The sequence below is a fragment of the Komagataeibacter nataicola genome (assembly GCF_003207795.1).
Classification (GTDB): Bacteria; Pseudomonadota; Alphaproteobacteria; order Acetobacterales; family Acetobacteraceae; genus Komagataeibacter; species Komagataeibacter nataicola.
The window spans coordinates 26932-43818 of sequence record NZ_NIRT01000025.1 but is presented as its reverse complement, the minus strand read 5'-3'; the positions used below and the strand labels follow the sequence as shown (position 1 = coordinate 43818).

Annotated in this window: 14 protein-coding genes and 3 pseudogenes; 6 read left to right on the top strand and 11 right to left on the bottom strand. The window is 58.9% G+C overall.

All coding sequences use genetic code 11. The features are described 5' to 3' along the window. Positions 1-140 precede the first annotated feature (140 nt). The 4 genes and pseudogenes from CDI09_RS12720 (at position 141) to CDI09_RS12705 (ending at position 4164) form a co-directional block, all read left to right on the top strand. The gene (locus CDI09_RS12720; protein ID WP_249034025.1) at positions 141-839 is read left to right on the top strand and encodes a sensor histidine kinase; all 699 of its coding nucleotides are present in this window, start codon (positions 141-143) and stop codon (positions 837-839) included. 190 nt (positions 840-1029) lie between these two features. Continuing rightward, positions 1030-1941: a sulfite exporter TauE/SafE family protein gene (locus CDI09_RS12715; protein WP_010509936.1), complete on the top strand. Its 912-nt coding sequence runs from the start codon at positions 1030-1032 to the stop codon at positions 1939-1941. 44 nt (positions 1942-1985) lie between these two features. After that, positions 1986-2740 (top strand): annotated as a pseudogene (locus tag CDI09_RS12710) (IS5 family transposase); the annotation flags it as partial. Positions 2741-3097: 357 nt separating this feature from the next. Beyond that, positions 3098-4164, top strand: a protein-coding gene (locus CDI09_RS12705) for an IS630 family transposase (RefSeq protein WP_110571345.1) whose coding sequence is annotated in 2 segments (ribosomal slippage) — positions 3098-3584 and positions 3584-4164 — 1068 coding nt in all. Because the reading frame shifts where the segments join, the coding sequence is not laid out codon by codon here. A 72-nt stretch (positions 4165-4236) separates the two neighbouring features. On the opposite strand, the pseudogene CDI09_RS12700 reads toward CDI09_RS12705, so the two are convergent. The 9 genes and pseudogenes from CDI09_RS12700 to CDI09_RS12660 form a co-directional block, all read right to left on the bottom strand. Continuing rightward, positions 4237-4560: pseudogene (locus CDI09_RS12700) on the bottom strand (RrF2 family transcriptional regulator); the annotation flags it as partial. A 169-nt stretch (positions 4561-4729) separates the two neighbouring features. Continuing rightward, on the bottom strand, positions 4730-6067 hold the full coding sequence (locus CDI09_RS12695) for a histidine kinase dimerization/phospho-acceptor domain-containing protein (RefSeq protein WP_078524675.1): 1338 nt from the start codon (positions 6065-6067) through the stop codon (positions 4730-4732). Next, positions 6064-6735, bottom strand: a complete 672-nt coding sequence (locus CDI09_RS12690; protein ID WP_007396721.1) for a response regulator transcription factor — start codon at positions 6733-6735, stop codon at positions 6064-6066. Before CDI09_RS12690 ends, CDI09_RS12695 begins: the two co-directional genes overlap by 4 nt. Then, complete coding sequence (locus CDI09_RS12685) at positions 6735-9809, bottom strand: efflux RND transporter permease subunit (protein ID WP_019086193.1); 3075 nt, start codon at positions 9807-9809, stop codon at positions 6735-6737. The genes CDI09_RS12690 and CDI09_RS12685 overlap by 1 nt, the downstream gene beginning before the upstream one ends. Beyond that, the gene (locus CDI09_RS12680; protein WP_019086194.1) at positions 9809-10960 is read right to left on the bottom strand and encodes an efflux RND transporter periplasmic adaptor subunit; all 1152 of its coding nucleotides are present in this window, start codon (positions 10958-10960) and stop codon (positions 9809-9811) included. Before CDI09_RS12680 ends, CDI09_RS12685 begins: the two co-directional genes overlap by 1 nt. Beyond that, positions 10957-12213 (bottom strand): TolC family protein, encoded by a 1257-nt coding sequence (locus CDI09_RS12675; protein ID WP_019086195.1) that lies wholly within the window; start codon positions 12211-12213, stop codon positions 10957-10959. The genes CDI09_RS12680 and CDI09_RS12675 overlap by 4 nt, the downstream gene beginning before the upstream one ends. 11 nt (positions 12214-12224) lie before the next feature. Beyond that, positions 12225-12701 carry a hypothetical protein gene (locus CDI09_RS12670; RefSeq protein WP_370664434.1) on the bottom strand — a complete coding sequence of 159 codons (477 nt, stop codon included), beginning with the start codon at positions 12699-12701 and terminating at the stop codon, positions 12225-12227. Between the two features lie 198 nt (positions 12702-12899). Continuing rightward, positions 12900-13412 (bottom strand): annotated as a pseudogene (locus CDI09_RS12665) (transposase); the annotation flags it as partial. Positions 13413-13931: 519 nt separating this feature from the next. Further along, positions 13932-14231, bottom strand: a complete 300-nt coding sequence (locus CDI09_RS12660; RefSeq protein WP_078527732.1) for a type II toxin-antitoxin system PemK/MazF family toxin — start codon at positions 14229-14231, stop codon at positions 13932-13934. Positions 14232-14378: 147 nt separating this feature from the next. On the opposite strand from CDI09_RS12660, the gene CDI09_RS18855 reads away from it, so the two are divergent. After that, the gene (locus CDI09_RS18855) at positions 14379-14510 is read left to right on the top strand and encodes a hypothetical protein (RefSeq protein ID WP_007396711.1); all 132 of its coding nucleotides are present in this window, start codon (positions 14379-14381) and stop codon (positions 14508-14510) included. Positions 14511-14555: 45 nt separating this feature from the next. On the opposite strand, the gene CDI09_RS12655 is transcribed toward CDI09_RS18855, so the two are convergent. Both CDI09_RS12655 and CDI09_RS12650 read right to left on the bottom strand, forming a co-directional pair. Then, entirely contained in the window at positions 14556-15224 is a 669-nt protein-coding gene (locus CDI09_RS12655) for a MucR family transcriptional regulator (protein WP_019086198.1), read from the bottom strand. 384 nt (positions 15225-15608) lie between these two features. After that, a complete protein-coding gene (locus CDI09_RS12650; RefSeq protein ID WP_039736669.1) occupies positions 15609-15908 on the bottom strand; it encodes a WGR domain-containing protein in 300 nt (99 codons plus the stop codon). 541 nt (positions 15909-16449) lie between these two features. Between CDI09_RS12650 and CDI09_RS12645 the strand changes: the two genes are divergently transcribed. Next, complete coding sequence (locus CDI09_RS12645; RefSeq protein WP_078524676.1) at positions 16450-16839, top strand: hypothetical protein; 390 nt, start codon at positions 16450-16452, stop codon at positions 16837-16839. The last annotated feature ends 48 nt before the right edge of the window (positions 16840-16887 follow it).

Below are 16887 nucleotides of genomic sequence, written 5' to 3'. Positions count from 1 at the left end.
CCTTCCATCAGGCGGTCCAGGAGGTCTTTATCAATGCTCATGCGGGGGCTCCTCTTCGAGCAATTTATCACCACACCGCACAAAATTCAGGATAGTCCCCGGATGATGAGCTTGATCATCTCTCGGAGAGCCTCAATGCGATGCTCGACCAGAATGAATACCTGATTGCAAGTCTGAAACAGGTCTCCAATGACATCGCGCACGACATGCGCCGCCCGCTGGCGCGTATGCGCCAGAATCTTGAGCGCGCCATTGGGGCACATGGACCTTCCGATACCATGCATGAGCAGGTCGAGTGTGCAATCGAGGATCTGGATGCCGCATTGGAAATATTTTCCTCGCTGCTCAAGCTGGCGCAACTTGAGTCCGGGGCATGGAACAACGAAATGGAACCCCTCGATCCCGCACGACTTCTGGAATCAGTTCTAGAACCGTATCGCTCCGTTATCGAAGACAATGGACAGCGCCTGGAAACCGAAATCATTCCCGCCTGCCCTACCGTCACCGGTCATCCAGTCCTTTTACGGCAGGCGTTCTCCAACCTGATCGAGAATGCCGTACGCCATACGCCCGACCAGACCACCATCACAGCGACCATAATGCTTTCGGACAAGACCATCACGATAGAAATAGCCGATAATGGTCCAGGCATTCCGGACGAAGCCATGCTTCGGGTATTCGACCGCTTTGTCCGTCTTGATACAAGCCGTACGCATGACGGTAACGGGCTAGGGCTTACCATGGTGAAAGCCGTAGTACAACTGCACCGGGGCACGATCGTCTTGTCTCACAACAACCCTGGCGTAAGGTGTATCGTTAAATTACCCATAGAGCTCTAGCCTTCACGGCCTCATAGACAGCAGACCTCCTGGCTGGTTAGAGATGTGCAAATACGACTGAAGATTGGGGCATTGTAAGCTGACATCCCCGTGAGCTTTCGCCAGAAATAATGATGCCGCGCGCCCATGCGATGTGGCCGCCTGCAACGGTCCCGGCGAGCAGGGATCCAAATCGGGATTCATACAAACCATGCTGCTCTGGTCCCTGATTCTGGTTGCATCAGCCGCGGCATTTGGCCTGAGCGCCGTGTCGGGAGGCGGTGCCGGGCTGCTCCTAATGCCCCTGCTGGGGCTGGTGCTGCCTGGCACTCAGGTGCCAGCCGCCCTGTCGATCGGGACAGTTGCCAGTTCGGCGACGCGCATCATCTCGTTCCGGCAGGCGATCCGGTGGGACATCGTCCGGCATTTTGCGCCCACCGCGTTGCCCTTCGCCGCCCTGGGCGCATGGGCATTGAGCCGTATGGAGCCAGCCTATCTGTCGCTGCTTCTTGGCGTATTCCTGATGGGGAATCTTCCCCTTCTCTTTCGCAAGCCTGCACCCCAGGTCACTGTGAAAACGCCCCACGCTATCGAACTGCACGTGCTGGGTGCTACCGCCGGCTTCATTTCCGGTTTTACCGGAGCGGTCGGCCTGGTGTTCAATGGGTTTTATTATCGACTTGGTCTGCGGAAGGAAGAAATCGTCGCAACCCGCGCGGCCAACGAAATCATGCTGCATGTGCTCAAGATCGCTCTCTACGCTGAGTTCGGCCTGTTGAATACCCGGGCCAGCATTGCGGGTATCGCTGTTGCTGCGGCGGCGGTTCTGTCATCAATAATCATGAAGTACCTGTTGCCGCACCTGCATGATCGCCTGTTTCACCATATTGGTCATGCCGCCATGGTCGTGGCGGGTGTCATGATGGTGATCTCCGCCAGTAGTCAGTTAGCGCGGCAGGCAAATGTCACGGTGCATTTCGCCCACGTAGCCCATGAAGCCGCAGCGTCCGTGTCATGGCGACAACACACTTTCGCGGTCGAATGGGAAAATGGTGATGAACGCGAGTTGAGCCCCCGAGTGCTTTCCAGACTGGCTTCATCCCCTATGATAACAACCCATTGATTTAAGTGCGGGAATCTGATTCAGGCTCTGTGAGGAGACTGGAGATGAGCGACCTGTTTTGGCTGCCGGACGAACAAATGGAGCGTCTGCGGCCCTTTTTCTTTAAGAGCCATGGTAGAGCCTGCGTTGATGACCGCCGAATGCTGAGCGGCATCATTTTTGTCAATCGGAACGGCTTGCGCTGGCGCGATGCGCCCCGGGAATACGGTCCACATAAGACGCTCTAAAACCGTTGGAAGCGCTGGGGCGCCATGGGGATCTGCGCCCGGATGATGGACGGTCTGGCTGCCGGAAAGGCAGAGCCCCAGACCATCATGACTGATGCGACGTATCTCCAGGCACACCGCACGGCTTCGAGCGTGCGGCTAAAAAAGGGGATCCAGGTCGCTTGATCGGCCGCACCAGAGGGGCATAAACACGAAGCTGCATGCGATCACCGACCAGAGTGGGCGACCGCTGAGCTTTTTCATGACTGCGGGACAGATAAGCGATTATACCGATGCCGCTGCCCTGCTGGATAGTCTTCCTGAAGCACAATGGATGCCGGGAGATCGCGGGGATGACGCCGACTGGTTCAGGGACGCCCTGGAAGCAAAAGGTATAAAAGCCCTGCATTTCAGGACAGAAATCTCGCGGAAAACCGGTCAGATACGACAAGAGAAAATATAAACGCCGCAATCGCATCGAGATCATATTCGGAAGGCTCAAGGGCTGGCGGCGGGTTGCAACCCGCTACAACAGATGCCCGACCGTCTTCTTCTCAGCCATCTGTCTCACCGCAACCGTCATGTTCTGGCTATGTGTCCCGAGCCTAGAAGCCGTCCGTACTTTGGTAAAAATCTTTCAACACCGTAATAATAATAACGTCCGCTATCATTATATTACCCGCAACAAAATGAACTTTGCACCTGAAGATTATATGAATCTTACTTCACACGAGATTCACTATGACTACAGTGACATTTTTTTCATCGACGGCTTCAAATGTTCTATCAACTGTTTGAGGGAGGCATCATGCCAGGATGGAAAAGTGAGCAAACACATTATCCTGAACCACTAGTGAGATCCAGTAATACCAAGGGCTACTGTCTCTGACTCATCTGTGAAGTGACGCGAAGGGCCTGTTCTGATTCTGTCGTGAGAGGGAGGATCGGGAATGGCTGGTGCGATTGCCTTACGGACGGATTATACGGCTTCTGCGTTACGGCGTCTGGCCTCTCGTACGCGGGATGCGAATGTTGCACGGCGCCTTTTGTCTCTGGCTGCGGTGCGCGACGGTGCCAGCCGGGGCGAAGCGGCGCGGATCGGCGGGATGGACCGGCAAACCCTGCGGGACTGGGTGCACCGGTTCAATGCTGCGGGGCCGGATGGCTTGCACGATCAGTGGCGCAACGGGTCGGTCTGCCGCCTGACAGCGGACCAACTGGCAGAATTATCGGCGCTGGTCACGACAGGGCCTGACCGTGCCCGGGACGGCGTGGTGCGCTGGCGTCGGGTCGATCTTCAGCGGGTCATCGAAGAGCGTTTTGGCGTCTCCTATCACGAACGCCATGTCTCCGCCCTGTTGAAGCGGCTTGGGTTCAGCCACGTCAGCGCGCGTCCGCGTCACCCCGGACAGGATCCGTCCGTCATGGACGCGTTTAAAAAAACTTCCCCACGATCCTGAGCGCCCACACCGGGCATCTGCCCAGAGGCAGGCGGATTGAACTCTGGTGGCAGGACGAGGCCCGCATCGGGCAGAAAAACGGTCTTGTCCGGCAATGGGCGCGGCGTGGCACCCGACCACGCCAGCCTGCCGATCAACGCTATGAGAATGCCTGGCTGTTCGGCGCCATCTGCCCCGCACTCGGCAAGGCGGCAGGCCTGGTGTTGCCGTTTACCGGCACGGCCAGCATGCAACTGCATATCGAGGAAATCTCACGCTGCGTCGCACGCGGAGCGCATGCCGTCGTCCTGCTCGATCGTGCCGGCTGGCATACAACACCCAAACTCAGACTGCCGCGCAACGTCAGCCTGATCTTCCTGCCGTCCCGCGCGCCCGAACTGAACCCGGTCGAGAATATCTGGCAGTTCCTACGCGCCAACTGGCTGTCCAACACCGTGTTCAGCGGCATCGAACACATCATCGAAGCCGCATGCACCGCATGGAACAACCTCACCGCCCTGCCACAGACCATCCGATCCATCGGCCTCAGAAAATGGGCTCATATAGGTCAAAGGTGATAGCCCGTAGTATAAGCTCATTCCATCGGAAAATGCCATAAATGCATCAACGGCCTGTACTATGAGATGGCGAAACTGACAAGCATTGCCCAGTATACACTGGTTATTGCCAGATGGGTGACAGGCGCCAGGGGATTCTTTTTCAGTTTCCATGAGCCGCATAATATGACCGACGTTGATGTTTCTGGCAGACACAGCCAGACGGATGCCACCAGTACCTCCCCGGGTACCTTGTACGATCCCGGCATGACACAGGTGTTGTACAACTTTCACAAGATGATTGTGCGAAATGCCCTGCAACTCAGTGATGTTCCTGACGGTAACACGCGAATCAGGATTACACGCCAAGTGGATCAACACACGGAAAGCGTAGTCGGTACGCAGCGAAAGAGGCATCAACCCCACCACCCATAGGCACGTGTTGACTGATTTTCCCAAGCAGCCTCTAAGAATATTGCCAACGGGCTGCTGTACCAGGCAACCGTGACGCAGGGCATTCGTGACATAGGGGAGTAGAGTACGCAAAATGGAGTTGCCTGCGCGTCTGTTCCTCTACTGTCATGAATTAGGTTACCTTCGAGTTTGGAAAGGTGACACACACACCAAATCCTCTGGCAGATCCTGTAAGTGGGGAACGTAAGCGCAGAGTAACGTCCATTTGGGTAGCGATATTACTGGCAATGGCGAGACCCAGGCCACTGCCATGATTACCGGTCCCGCCGCGCACGAATGGGCTAGTCAGCCGCTGGAATATGCCGGGTGGCAGCGCGGGGCAGTCATTGGTGATGTCGATTCCACCATCTGGTAGCACGGCCACCCGCACGGGCATATGGTGCCCTCCATGCAGCAGGGCGTTTTCAAGCAGGTTGCGCAACATGATGCCGGTCGCATCCATGTCACCATGTACGAATATGTGGTGAATCCCGTCTGGCGCGATGACAATGCCCTGCCCGTCACACGGATTATGCCCAAGATCATCGACAAGGACATGCACTACGGTCATCAGGTCGAAACGGTCGCGCCGGAAAGCGACGCCGGACGAGGCGCGGGAAAACTGCAGCAGTTTTTCCACCGTGCGGCCCAGCCTGCGGGTCCGGTCGGCAATGAGCTCCACCCGCCGGCCCGTATCCGAACCCGCCGGCATCAGTCGGCCCAGCATCTGTACCTGCGCCAGAAGGGCTCCAAGCGGGTTACGCAGTTCATGCGCAGCGCTTGCGGCAAAGGCGCGCTCGGTAGAGAGCGCTGCCTCCAACCGCGCCAACAGCGTATTGATCGAGCGCTGGATGGAGACTAGTTCGTCAGGGAGATCAAGGGGGGGAATGGGCTGAAGGTTGCCGCTGCCACGTGCGCGCATCTCGTCATGCAGCAGGTCCAGCGGGCGCAGGGCGCGCCGCACGATCAGGCGCACCAGCCACCAGATCACCGGCATGAAAAGCAGCATGGGCACGACAGAGATCAGCATCGCGCGCCGGACGGCCTCGCGCCGGTGGAAGGTCGGTTCCCCCACAAGAACGCGGTATTTCTCCGCCACGGGTGACGCGACATAAACGCGAAAATGCGGAACATTAGCAAACCCGGTCCGCCACGCGCGCTCGAATGCGTCCTGCGGGGCATTCTGGGAACGCAACACGACATGCCCGGTCACATCCACGATCTGATAGGCCAGGGTGCGTGGCCCGACTTCCGGCAGCCAGGCGATGGATGACGCCGCACCCGGATCATGCAGTCGTGTCTCCACAGCCGTCTGCAGGCGCTCGGAAACTTCCTGCAGCGAGTTGTCCAGCCGTTCCGTTACCTCGTAGCGGGTAAATCCACCTACCGCGACACTGAGGATCAGCAGCCCCAGTATCACGACCATGAGTACGCTGATGATGATCCGGGTAGACAGGCTCCAGCTTTTCATGCGCCGTCCCTTGCATCGAGGCAGTAGCCACGGCCGCGTATGGTCCGGATGACCGTGTTGCCGACCTTGCGCCGCAGGCGGCTGATGAAAACCTCGACGGTATTGCTGTCCACGTCCCGGTCCAGCGCATACAGCGCGGTGTCAATCTGCTGGCGCGAATAGATCCGGCCCGGACTGCGCGACAGCAGTTCCATGATGCTCCATTCCCGCGCGGTCAGGTCCAGCCGCTCGCCATCACGCGATACAGACCGGTTCTCCCGGTCTATCGTAATCTCTCCCACGCGGCAGTGCGCGTGCCTGCGCGGCGATGCATACCGGCGGGCCACTGCCGCAATACGGGCCACGAGTTCATTCAGGTCATAGGGCTTGACGATATAATCATCTGCCCCTTCGGACAGACCCGCGATACGGTCACTGATCTGGTCCTCTGCCGTGGTGATGAGGATGGCGATGTCTGATGATGTCCGACGGACCTCACGCAACAGGTCGCGCCCACTTCCATCGGGCAGGCCAAGGTCGAGCAGCATGAAATCATAATCCACCGTTGCCATGGCCGCGCGCGCGTCCTCCAGCGTCGTGAACCAGTCCACGGCATGCCCGTCCAGACCCACGCGCTCCTGCACCGCCACACCCAGATCGTATTCATCCTCGACAATAAGGATACGCATCAGTCCTGATCCTTTTCCCGCATGACCCGGGCATACAGTGATGGCAGCACAAGCAGGGTCAGCAACGTGGACGTGACCAGCCCGCCGATCACCACACTGGCCAGCGGGCGCTCGACTTCCGCGCCCGCACTTTCGGAAAACGCCATGGGAAAAAAGCCAAGGCTGGCGACAAGGGCTGTAGCCATGACGGGACGGAAGCGGGATTCCGCGGCCGCAAAGGCCGCCTGTGCCACGGCCATTCCCCGTGCCCGCAGGGCTGCGATCTCACTGACCAGCACCACGCCATTCAGGATCGCCACGCCAAACAGCGCGATGAAGCCGATCCCCGCCGAAATGCTGAACGGCATGCCGCGCAGCGTCAGCGCCACGATGCCGCCGGTTGCCGCCACCGGCAGGTTGACGAACACCAGCAGCGCGGGCCGCACTGCGCCAAACGCCACCACCAGCAGCGCAAAGATCAGGCCAAGGGCAACGGGCAGCACGATCTCCAGCCGCCTTGTAGCTGATTGCAGGTTACGGAACTGCCCGTCCCACTGCATGGTATAGCCCGCGGGCAGCTTCACGTCCCGCGCCACACGGGCCTGTGCTTCGGCTACATAGGAAGACAGATCACGCCCGCGCACATTGGCCTGCACCACCATGCGCCGGCGTACCCGGTCGCGGCTTATGCGCGGCGGCCCATCGACTTCATGCACATGCGCCACCTGTGACAGCATCGCATTCCCCTGCCCGTCCATCCGCCGGACCTGCAGCGCGCCAATGGCGGCGGCGGATGTCGCCACGCGGGGGTCAAGGCGGACCTGCGTGCCGATGATGGCGTTATCCACGATCACCGGCCGGGCGCCGATATGCCCGCCTATGGCCTCCACCGTATCGAGAATGTCCTGCACCGCCACATTGCGGCTGGCAGCCTGCGTGCGGTCAATGTCGACCACGATCAGCGGCACGGTGCCGTCCCCCGCAGCCGCCACGTCCGCTGCCCCCTTCACGCCGGACATAGCCGCCACCACCCGGTCACCCAGCTCGGCCAGCATGGCCAGGTCATCGCCAAAGATCGAGACGGCAATCTGCGTGCGCACGCCAGAGAGCAGGTCATCCATGCGCATCTGCACCGGCTGGCTCCATGAATACAGCGCATCGGGCAGTTCGCGCCGCAGGGTATCATCCATCGCGGCGACCAGCCCCGCCTGCGTGCGGGCGGTTTTCCATGTGGCGGGTGGGTTGAGGAAGATGAAGCTGTCGGTCTCGTTCACGCCCATCGGGTCGGTGGGAATGGCCGATGTGCCGGTATTGCTGACCACCGCGCGCACTTCGGGGAAGCGGCGCAGGATCTGCTCCTGCTTCGTGACTGACGCCAGAACCGTATCAAGCGAGGCCGAGGGCAGCCGCGTGGTGGTGACCGCCAGCGCCCCTTCATCAAGCTGGGGAATGAACTCACCGCCCAGCCTCATCGCAAGCCCCGCTGAAAGGGCCAGCACCACCAGCGTACCGCCAAACAGGATGCGTGGATGGGTTTCCCCCCATGTCACCATATGGGTATAGGGCCGGCGCAGGAAGGCAATCAGCCGCGTATCACCCGCAGGCCGCACGCCCCCCAGCGCAAGGGCGGCCAGAACGGGCACGCAGATGAAGCAGTACGCCAGCGACGCCAGCAGCGCCATGATGACCGTCTGCGCCATGGGGCGGAACATGTGCCCCTCGATCCCCTGCAGGGTCAGGATCGGCAGATAGACCATGATGATGACCAGTATGGCAAACCCCACCGGGCGCATGACCTGCTGCACGGAGGAGATGACCAGCGGAATGAATTCGGCGTCCGGCTCCTCCTCCCTGCGCGACAGCACATGTTCGATCACCACCAGCGAACCATCGACAATCATGCCGAAATCGATTGCGCCAAGGCTGAGCAGGTTGGCCGAGATACCGAACTGCCGCATGCCCGCCATCGCGCAGACAAGGGCAACCGGAATGACCGAGGCAATGACAAGGGCGGCCTGCCAGCTCCCGATCACCACCACCAGCACCCCCACCACCAGCACGGCGCCCATGACCAGGTTGTCACGCACGGTGGCGATGGTCTGCCCGGTCAGGGTGGCGCGGGTGTAATAGGGTTCGATCGTGACGCCTGCGGGCAAAGCCTGCCGTATGCCCGGCAGCGCACGGTTGATGGCGGCAAGCGTTGCGTTGGAACTCGCCCCGCTTTCCATCATCACCACGCCGATCACGATCTCGCCCTGCCCGTCACGCGTTACCGCCCCCAGACGGGTGCGCGCGCCTGCGCGCACGCGGCCAAGATCGCGCAGCCGCACGGCGGACCCATCGGGGTTGGTGCGCACGGCAATGTTGCCAAAGTCGGCCAGGCTGCCGACCAGCCCGCGTCCGACCACGCTCTGCTGTTCGGCATGGTGCGTGATCCATCCGCCGCCGGATGCCGCGTTGCCGGCATCCACCGCACGATAGACCTCGCCTACCGAAAGGTTGCTGCCGATCAGCCGCGCGGGGTCCAGCGTCACCTCATAGGTTTCTTCCGCCCCGCCATTGACGTTGACATCCACCACACCGGGTACAAGACGCATCTGCGGCACCACGGTCCAGTTCATGATGCGGTTGAGTTCCATGAGCGAACCCCCCGCGCCACGGATCTGGAACTGCATGATCTCGCCCATGCCGGTAGCCAGCGGCCCCATGCTGACGGTAATGCCGGGCACGGATATGCTGGCGCGCGCCTGCTGTATGCGCTCGTTCACGCGGGTGCGGTCCAGGTTGATGTCGGTATCATCGGCAAACTGCACATACACCACCGAGACGCCGCCGCGCGATACGGAACGCAGGTCAGTCATGCCGGGGATTCCGGTCATGCTGGTCTCGACGGGAAAGGTGATGAGTTTTTCCACTTCCTCCGTCGCAAGGCCCGGCGCCACGACCGAGACGAGAACCTGCCGGGGCGAAATATCCGGCACCGCTTCCACCGGCAGGCCCAGGACAGTCATGATGCCCGCGGCCAGCAGCAGGCCAAGACCGCCCAGCACCAGCATGCGCGCGCGGATCAGGGTGGCAAGGTAGGCATGTGCCATCAGTCTGCATCCATTCCGGCCAGACCGATGACGGAACGCAGGGCAAAACTACCATGACCCACCACCGGCTCGCCCTCTGTCAGGCCGGAACGCAGCACTGCCTGCCGCCCGTCATCCAGTGCCACATCGACCACGACCGGCCGGTAGTCCGTCGCGTTCACCCGCACGAACACGACGCTGCGCCCGTCAATCTGCTGGATGGCTTCGGACGGCACGACAAGACCCGCCACGCTGTCACGCTGAGCCAGTGCGGAATCCAGCACCATACCGGGCACCAGCGCGCCAGTGGGGTTTGACACACGGCTTATGACCCGGACCAGCCCGGTCAGGGAACTGGCCATCCCGTCCACCGTATCGATACGGGATGTAAACGGGCCGTCTGCCGTCCGCGTTACCTGCTGGCCGCCTGGTGCGATCCGCGCCGCCTGGTCCGGCGGGATGTCGGAGACAAGCCATATGCTGGACAGATCCGCGACGGTGGCCACATCCATGCTCGGGTCCACATCACCCGCCACTGACGTACCGATCACCTGCACCATGCCGTTGACAGGGGAGATCAGGGTCGAGGTTTCGTCTTCCGCGCCCTGACTGTCCTGCTCCGATGATGAATTGAACTCCTCGGCAAAACGGTGGCCCAACGTGTCCACATCCGCCTGGCGTGCACGCATGGTGGCATCCGCCTGTGCCAGCACGTCCTGCCTGCGGCGCAGTTCGGCCAATGATATGCTCTCGCCAGCCAGTGCCCTAGCCCGCTGCACCGCGCCTGCCGCATCGGTCCGGGCCGCAATGGCGGCAGCAAGCGCTGCACGCATCTGAACCGCCTGCAGGCGCGCAACATGCAGGGAATGATCCTGATAGCGCACCAGCGCCTGCCCCCGCTGCACGGATGCTCCGGGCTGTACCAGTACTGCCAGCACCTTGCCACTGCCGGCGGGATGGATATGAACGACCCGCGTCGTATCGGGCATGACCCGGCTCATGACCGGCAGCATGGGTGCCACGCGACCCGGCGTGGCTGTGACGATGGTTACCCCTTCATTGGCAACCGCCGCCCCGTCCAGCTTCACGATCGGGGGCAGCGTCCCCTCCCCGGCATGGGCAGGCAGGGCGGACAGGCCGAGAAGAAACAGGATGGAGGCAATCCGCTTCATGGCACGACACCTGTTGCAATCAGCATGCGGATGCTGGCGACATGCCATTCCACTTCAGCCCGGACACTGGCCAGTCGGGTATTGGCGGCCGCCTGCCGGGCGGCAAGCGCCGTATCCACACCGGCTTCGCCTACTTGCCAGGCCCGTTCCTGCGCCTGGGCCCGCTTTTCCATATTCTCTGCGGCACTGCGGGTAGCCTGTCGTGCCGTGGTGGCCGCGATCAGGCGTTCACGCACGCGCATCATTTCCAGATGCACCATGCGCCGCGCCTGCGTTTCCTGGCTGGTGGCCGTGGCCAGGCGGTTGCGGGCTTCGGACATGATGGGGGTGTTACGGACCTCGCTGGGCAGGGGGATGCTGAAATTCACGCCCACACGATCATCCCACGGGCTGCCGTACTGCTTTTCATGAATGGCGTCCACGCCGATTTCCGGGTTGGGCATGAACGAACGGCGCGCCAGTTTCATGTTCGCTTCGGCGGCTTCCACATTGCGGTGCGCGACCTTTATGCGGGGATCGTTGTCTTCCATGTCGCGCGGGCTGACAAAACGGGCCTGCGTCACGTCGCCGCCACCATAACGGCTCAGGTCAGGCACAACCGGGCGCCCCAGCAGCACCTCCAGGGCCGTAGTCGCGTTCTGCGCTTCCTCCTGTGCCAGGGCCAGTTCATTGCGCGCGTTCTCCATCGCCGCCTGCGCCATCTGCCCATCGACCGAGGCCAGTTCCCCACCATGCACCGCATGCGTCGCATTGCCGGCCATGCGCGCTGTCGCATCGTACAGGGCATGGGCCACATCCATCCGGGTACGGGCAATCAGGGCGGCGGCAGCTGCGTCCAGCACCCGGATGGATAGCGCCATGTGTTCGACATTGAGCTGCTCATCAATCGACGCGGCTTCCGCGCTGGCTACCTGTTTTGTTGCACTGCCCTGCCCCGGCAACCACAGCGGCACCGATACGCCGCCCTGATAGGTTGTATAGCCTTCGTTACTGCCCAGCATGTGGTCATCCATGTATTCACCCGACAGGGTCGGGCCGCCGGCAAACCATGACCCGGCAGCGCTGGCGCGGGCGCGGGCGGAATGATGGCCGACCTGAAGTTCGGTGCGGACGGGATCGATCGCCCAGGCCATGCCGACGGCTTCATGGAAGGATGGGCCAGGGCGGGCGTCCTGGGCCAGGGCCATCCATGGCAGGGCACAGGCCATGGCGATCGACACGATGGGGGGGATGGGGGGGATGGCGCGGTTCATGCTTCAGGCCATCATGGAATGGCGCGACCACCATGGCTGATCCGTTCGGCCAAATCGCTCCACAGTCGCGCCATCAGCAGATTGATCTCGGACGTGACCGAAAACGGGGACTGCGAACGCGCCAGGGGCGAAAGGGACATGCGTTCCCCGATGACAAAATGCCCCTGCGAGAACAGCCGGGCCGAAATCGCCCCCTGCTGCCCCTGCCCCATGGGCCTCGTAACGGAAATACGCAGGTGTGGCGGCGGGTCGGCAATGAGACCGAAGACATGCCGTTCAGCTTCATCAGAGGGGCACGCCACGCCCTGCAGCACGGCGTCACGCAGTACGGAATGGGGATAACCCCCATACATGCCATCTACATGCAAACGTATACCATGCCGGACCGTCATACATATGCCCTCTGTCCCATCATCCGCCCAAGCGGCCGACACCCCTAGGAAGAAAATACAGGCTGCATACAGACTATCCCGCACTATCCTTTGCATAATAAGCGTCTGTTCCCCGGCGTACATAAAGTTCCTGCCATCACGACGATGACTTTCTGACGGTAACAGAGAAACCTGACGTGAACCTGAACATCCGGTCTACAAAAGAGAATTTATATTATGAAAATGATTATCATTTCTATATTTAGAGTAAGCGATAATTTCATATGTGAATTTAAGGCTCTGTTAGAGCCTGAATTAGAAAGCGGTTTGATTGATTTGTCTCAGCACCCTGCAGATATGGACAATCATCAACTGTGCACAGGATAACGAGATTGGTGCCTCGACATGTTTCGTGAAACGGCGGCAGCGTCCGAGCCATACGAAGCGACGCTCCACGATCCAGCGTTTCGGCATGATGATGAAGCCTTCAGCCCGATCGCTGCGCTTGACGATCTCGATCGTCCGTCGGCCACGTTCGACCAGCACACCACGCAACTTCTCGCCAGCATATCCACCCTCACCAATCAGATGGCGCAGCCAAGCGAACAATGAGCGTATTTTGGTTGCTGCCGGCGGCGCACCGTTATGATCCTGAATGTCGGCGGGATGCACGACAGCTGCCACGACATGACACAGCGTGTCGGTCGAGATATGCCGCTCGCGACCCTTGATTTTTTTTGCTCGCGTCATAACCACAGCGGCCGCTGTTGTAGCGGTTTTAACCGACTGGCTGTCAATAACACCCACCGAAGGCGTGGCGTCTTGCCCACTTGTGCTGCTCTGCCACAGCTGGCTAGGCTCGTATCTCGGATTTGAGCATCTGTTAAAGTTCCTTGCTACGGACGGACATGATGCTGTCGTGCCCTCGGTACCCAGCTCTGCCTTTTTCAACCCGATCACCGGTATCATACATAGGCCCGCGTTGTGCAGCCGCACTCATATGCGGGCTGATGGCTCGTCTAGCCGGTACCCGGCGTTTTGAACGCTCATCGGCGTCAGGATAAGGCTCCAGACTCACCCCGCACCCAGACTGAAACAGGTGATTTCACACCCCTGCCCAATTAGATTACAAAACCCGACCACAGCCCGGTGCCATTGCTAACGTATAGCAACCTACCGCCAGGAATGTGCTGGCAGCCGCAACCGAACGTGACCCTGTTCGGCTGTGCTGCACATCTCATGTTTCCGTTTTCTGGCGCAGAGGCCAACGTTGCCCTGTATGTCGGCGTAGAACGTGGTTGATCGCTCATCAGACAAGCGCATGGAGCGTCGAACCTACAACACATATTAAGAAGTCCGGCAGGACATGTTTGAATACATAGAAATGTTCGGGCTTCCCTGTTTTCCTCGGCCAGCCAGTAATCTGGCATGCTGACGAACTGCCTCAATTTCCTTTGCCGAGACCTTTCCTTTGAGCTTCGCGTTCCGCATCCGCCAGTCCAGACTTCTCACCTGATCAGAGAGGACCACACTGGCGGGTTTTACTACTACGGCTACTTCAAACGGATAGCCTTTGATTTTAGTGGTCATGGGGCAGCAAAGCGTCATCCCCGCTTTGGCATTATAACTTGCAGGGCTGAGAAGCACCGCAGGCCGATGCACAGCCCGTTTCCGCCCCGGCTGAGGGATCAAATTCCAACCAGACAATGTCGCCGCAGTCCGGAACCCACGTGACCTGCGATTTGGTGTTCACCAGCTTTCGTCACCTACAGACTGTCCAAAGTCAATTTCATCATGCCCGTTCAGATCGGTAATCCCGGCGACGAGATCTTCCAGTTTGAGCAGTGTGGCGCGAACTGGCGCAATGATAACTCGAACATCTTCCTCATGAACATTCACCATCTGATCATCCTGACGTTCGGGTGATGCCTGGCTGCCTTATGACAAAGCCGGATAGGCCGGGCTGATCAGTCAGACCTTGGCCCCTTTTGCTTTCGTGCCGGTCTTCCGTACCGCACGCGGTCTCGCTGAAGTCTTGGAACCCGGCGTTTTCTTTGGCGATGCCGCGGAAGATCCGGTTTCAGTTGCCGACGACCTGGATCGCTTCGAAATCGTTTTTTTGGGGGGTAATACAGCCTCAGCAGTGTCGACCAACACTTCTTTCGTCGCACTATCGACAGAAGGTGCTGCGGTTGCTTCGTCCACGGGAGCGGTCTGGGGCACCAAAACCTTACGTCCAAGGCCCGCGTCTCGCGCCAGAGTCGCCCGCATTTTGGCATACTCCGGAGCAACCATGGGATAATCCATAGGAAGTTGCCACTTCTCTCGGTATTGCGTTGGCGTCATTCCGTACCTTGTCTGCAGGTGACGCTTGAGCATTTTGAGTTTTTTGCCATCTTCCAGACAGACGATGTAGTCAGGAAATACCGACTGCCCGACTGGAACTGCAGGCTGCTGGGCAGGGATGCTGCTATTTTTCTCTGTGGCCGGTGTTGTTTCGCGGATAGCAGCGTAGACATCGCGGATAAACGCCGGGACATGTTCTGTCGGCAGAGAGGTATTGGTATTGCCGAGATGCGCTGCCACGATGTCGCTCATGGCAATTACAATTGCCGGGGATAGGTCGTCTGATTGGTCCATGATAAAGCCTCTCCGCTATATTTTTACCGAATAACATTGCCGGAGTGTAAGTCTTTATGCAATCGGCAAAATATGGCGTATCGAAAGCTGAATTATATATTGCGGCACGTTGCCTACATCGATCACATTGCACCATGAACATCAAGTTTTACGCAAATTGTATGCGGCGGAGCCTGCCCCTGATTACGCTATCAGACGGCGTAAACTGGCTTATGCAGCGGGCCTTTCACGAAAACTACGGCTCACCCCAATGTCGATGATAAGTTTTTTAGTCCGAATATATCCACACACGAATTTTCCATGACGTGGTGAGCGGATACAGTATTTATCTCTATCACCTGTCCGATGATCACACCGGGTTACCCCTGCAGGTAATGCAGCCAGTCATGGCTGTGTAACGATATAGCCGCGTTTCAGGCGATAACGGATCATCGCGGTCAGGGCATTCACCGCGGCGCCTTCATCCGGATAGAGATCCACGCGCTGGGTGCCAGCTGTCCCGATCCTGCCCCAGTTACGAACAAGCGCGGCACCACCGAACAGGTCGGGCTGAACTGACAGTCCGTAATACCGCCACTCATTGAAACTGGGTTGAATACGGCGCAACTGGACCGATAGTGGGAACAGTCCAAGCTGTATTGTTTTCTCTGGGGGAACGGCGCTCGTTGATCTTCTGGATGTCATATTGGTCCTGCGCATCGCATGATGCTAACATGATCTATTATCCAAGTACAGATATTCTGAACTTCTTTCAGCCTTTTGCAACTTCGCTTGGAGCATGCATGGATCATTTCCTGCGATCTATGGGTCGGATGGTACGATGCGGATGTCTTCCGATACGTCAGTCATCCAGCATGTTGGTGGTTGCTTCAAGCCACGACCGATCGCAAGATGACGTAGAAGACGCTTTTTCTTGCCATCCAGGCATGACTGCCCTTCGATCACCCAGCAATAGCTCCGCATGTTTCGAACATACGTTGCCCGCAGAATATCTATGAAACACTCGGTAACAATAATGAGATATACGTTACAACAAGACGGAATCGTGTAGATTGGGCAGCCTGATCATGATTCCGTGTAGCTAGGTGACCAGATTAAATCACGACGAAAATCGTGAATAATAGCAAAGTATATCGGGTTATGCCGCTCCAGCGCTCCGTAAGAAACATGGCAACCGTGCACTGCGTTGCTTCAGTGTGTTCGTCTTGATCCGTGTGAGGATGACATGAAGTTTGATGAACTTCGCTCGCGTTTCGAGCTTATCGATGACGAACAATCCGGACAGCTATGTCTGACGCTGGTTCAGGCGATTTTAGCGCTGAGATGCAATATTGAATACATTGCTTCTCCAGCGAAAACATCAACTGCCAGGCGTGAGCAGGCAAGATCATTGCACCCCATTCTGGTGCTTTGCCACGAAAAAGGCCGTCAGTTGAAAGACGACCATCCGAATTCCCATTATTTGCAACTCCGCGTTGATATTCTTGTAAAAATGATAAGTGAGATGTCGGTCGACGAATTAGGAAGCGAAGCAGGAGAGACGTTTATTCTCTCCCCGATCACCCCCCCTTTTGAAAATCCCCTGTCTCGAGAAAGGGGGAACGAAAAGGAATGATTTTTTTTAATCGCAGTCGCATGATCAGGGCGTACGGGACATAGGTAT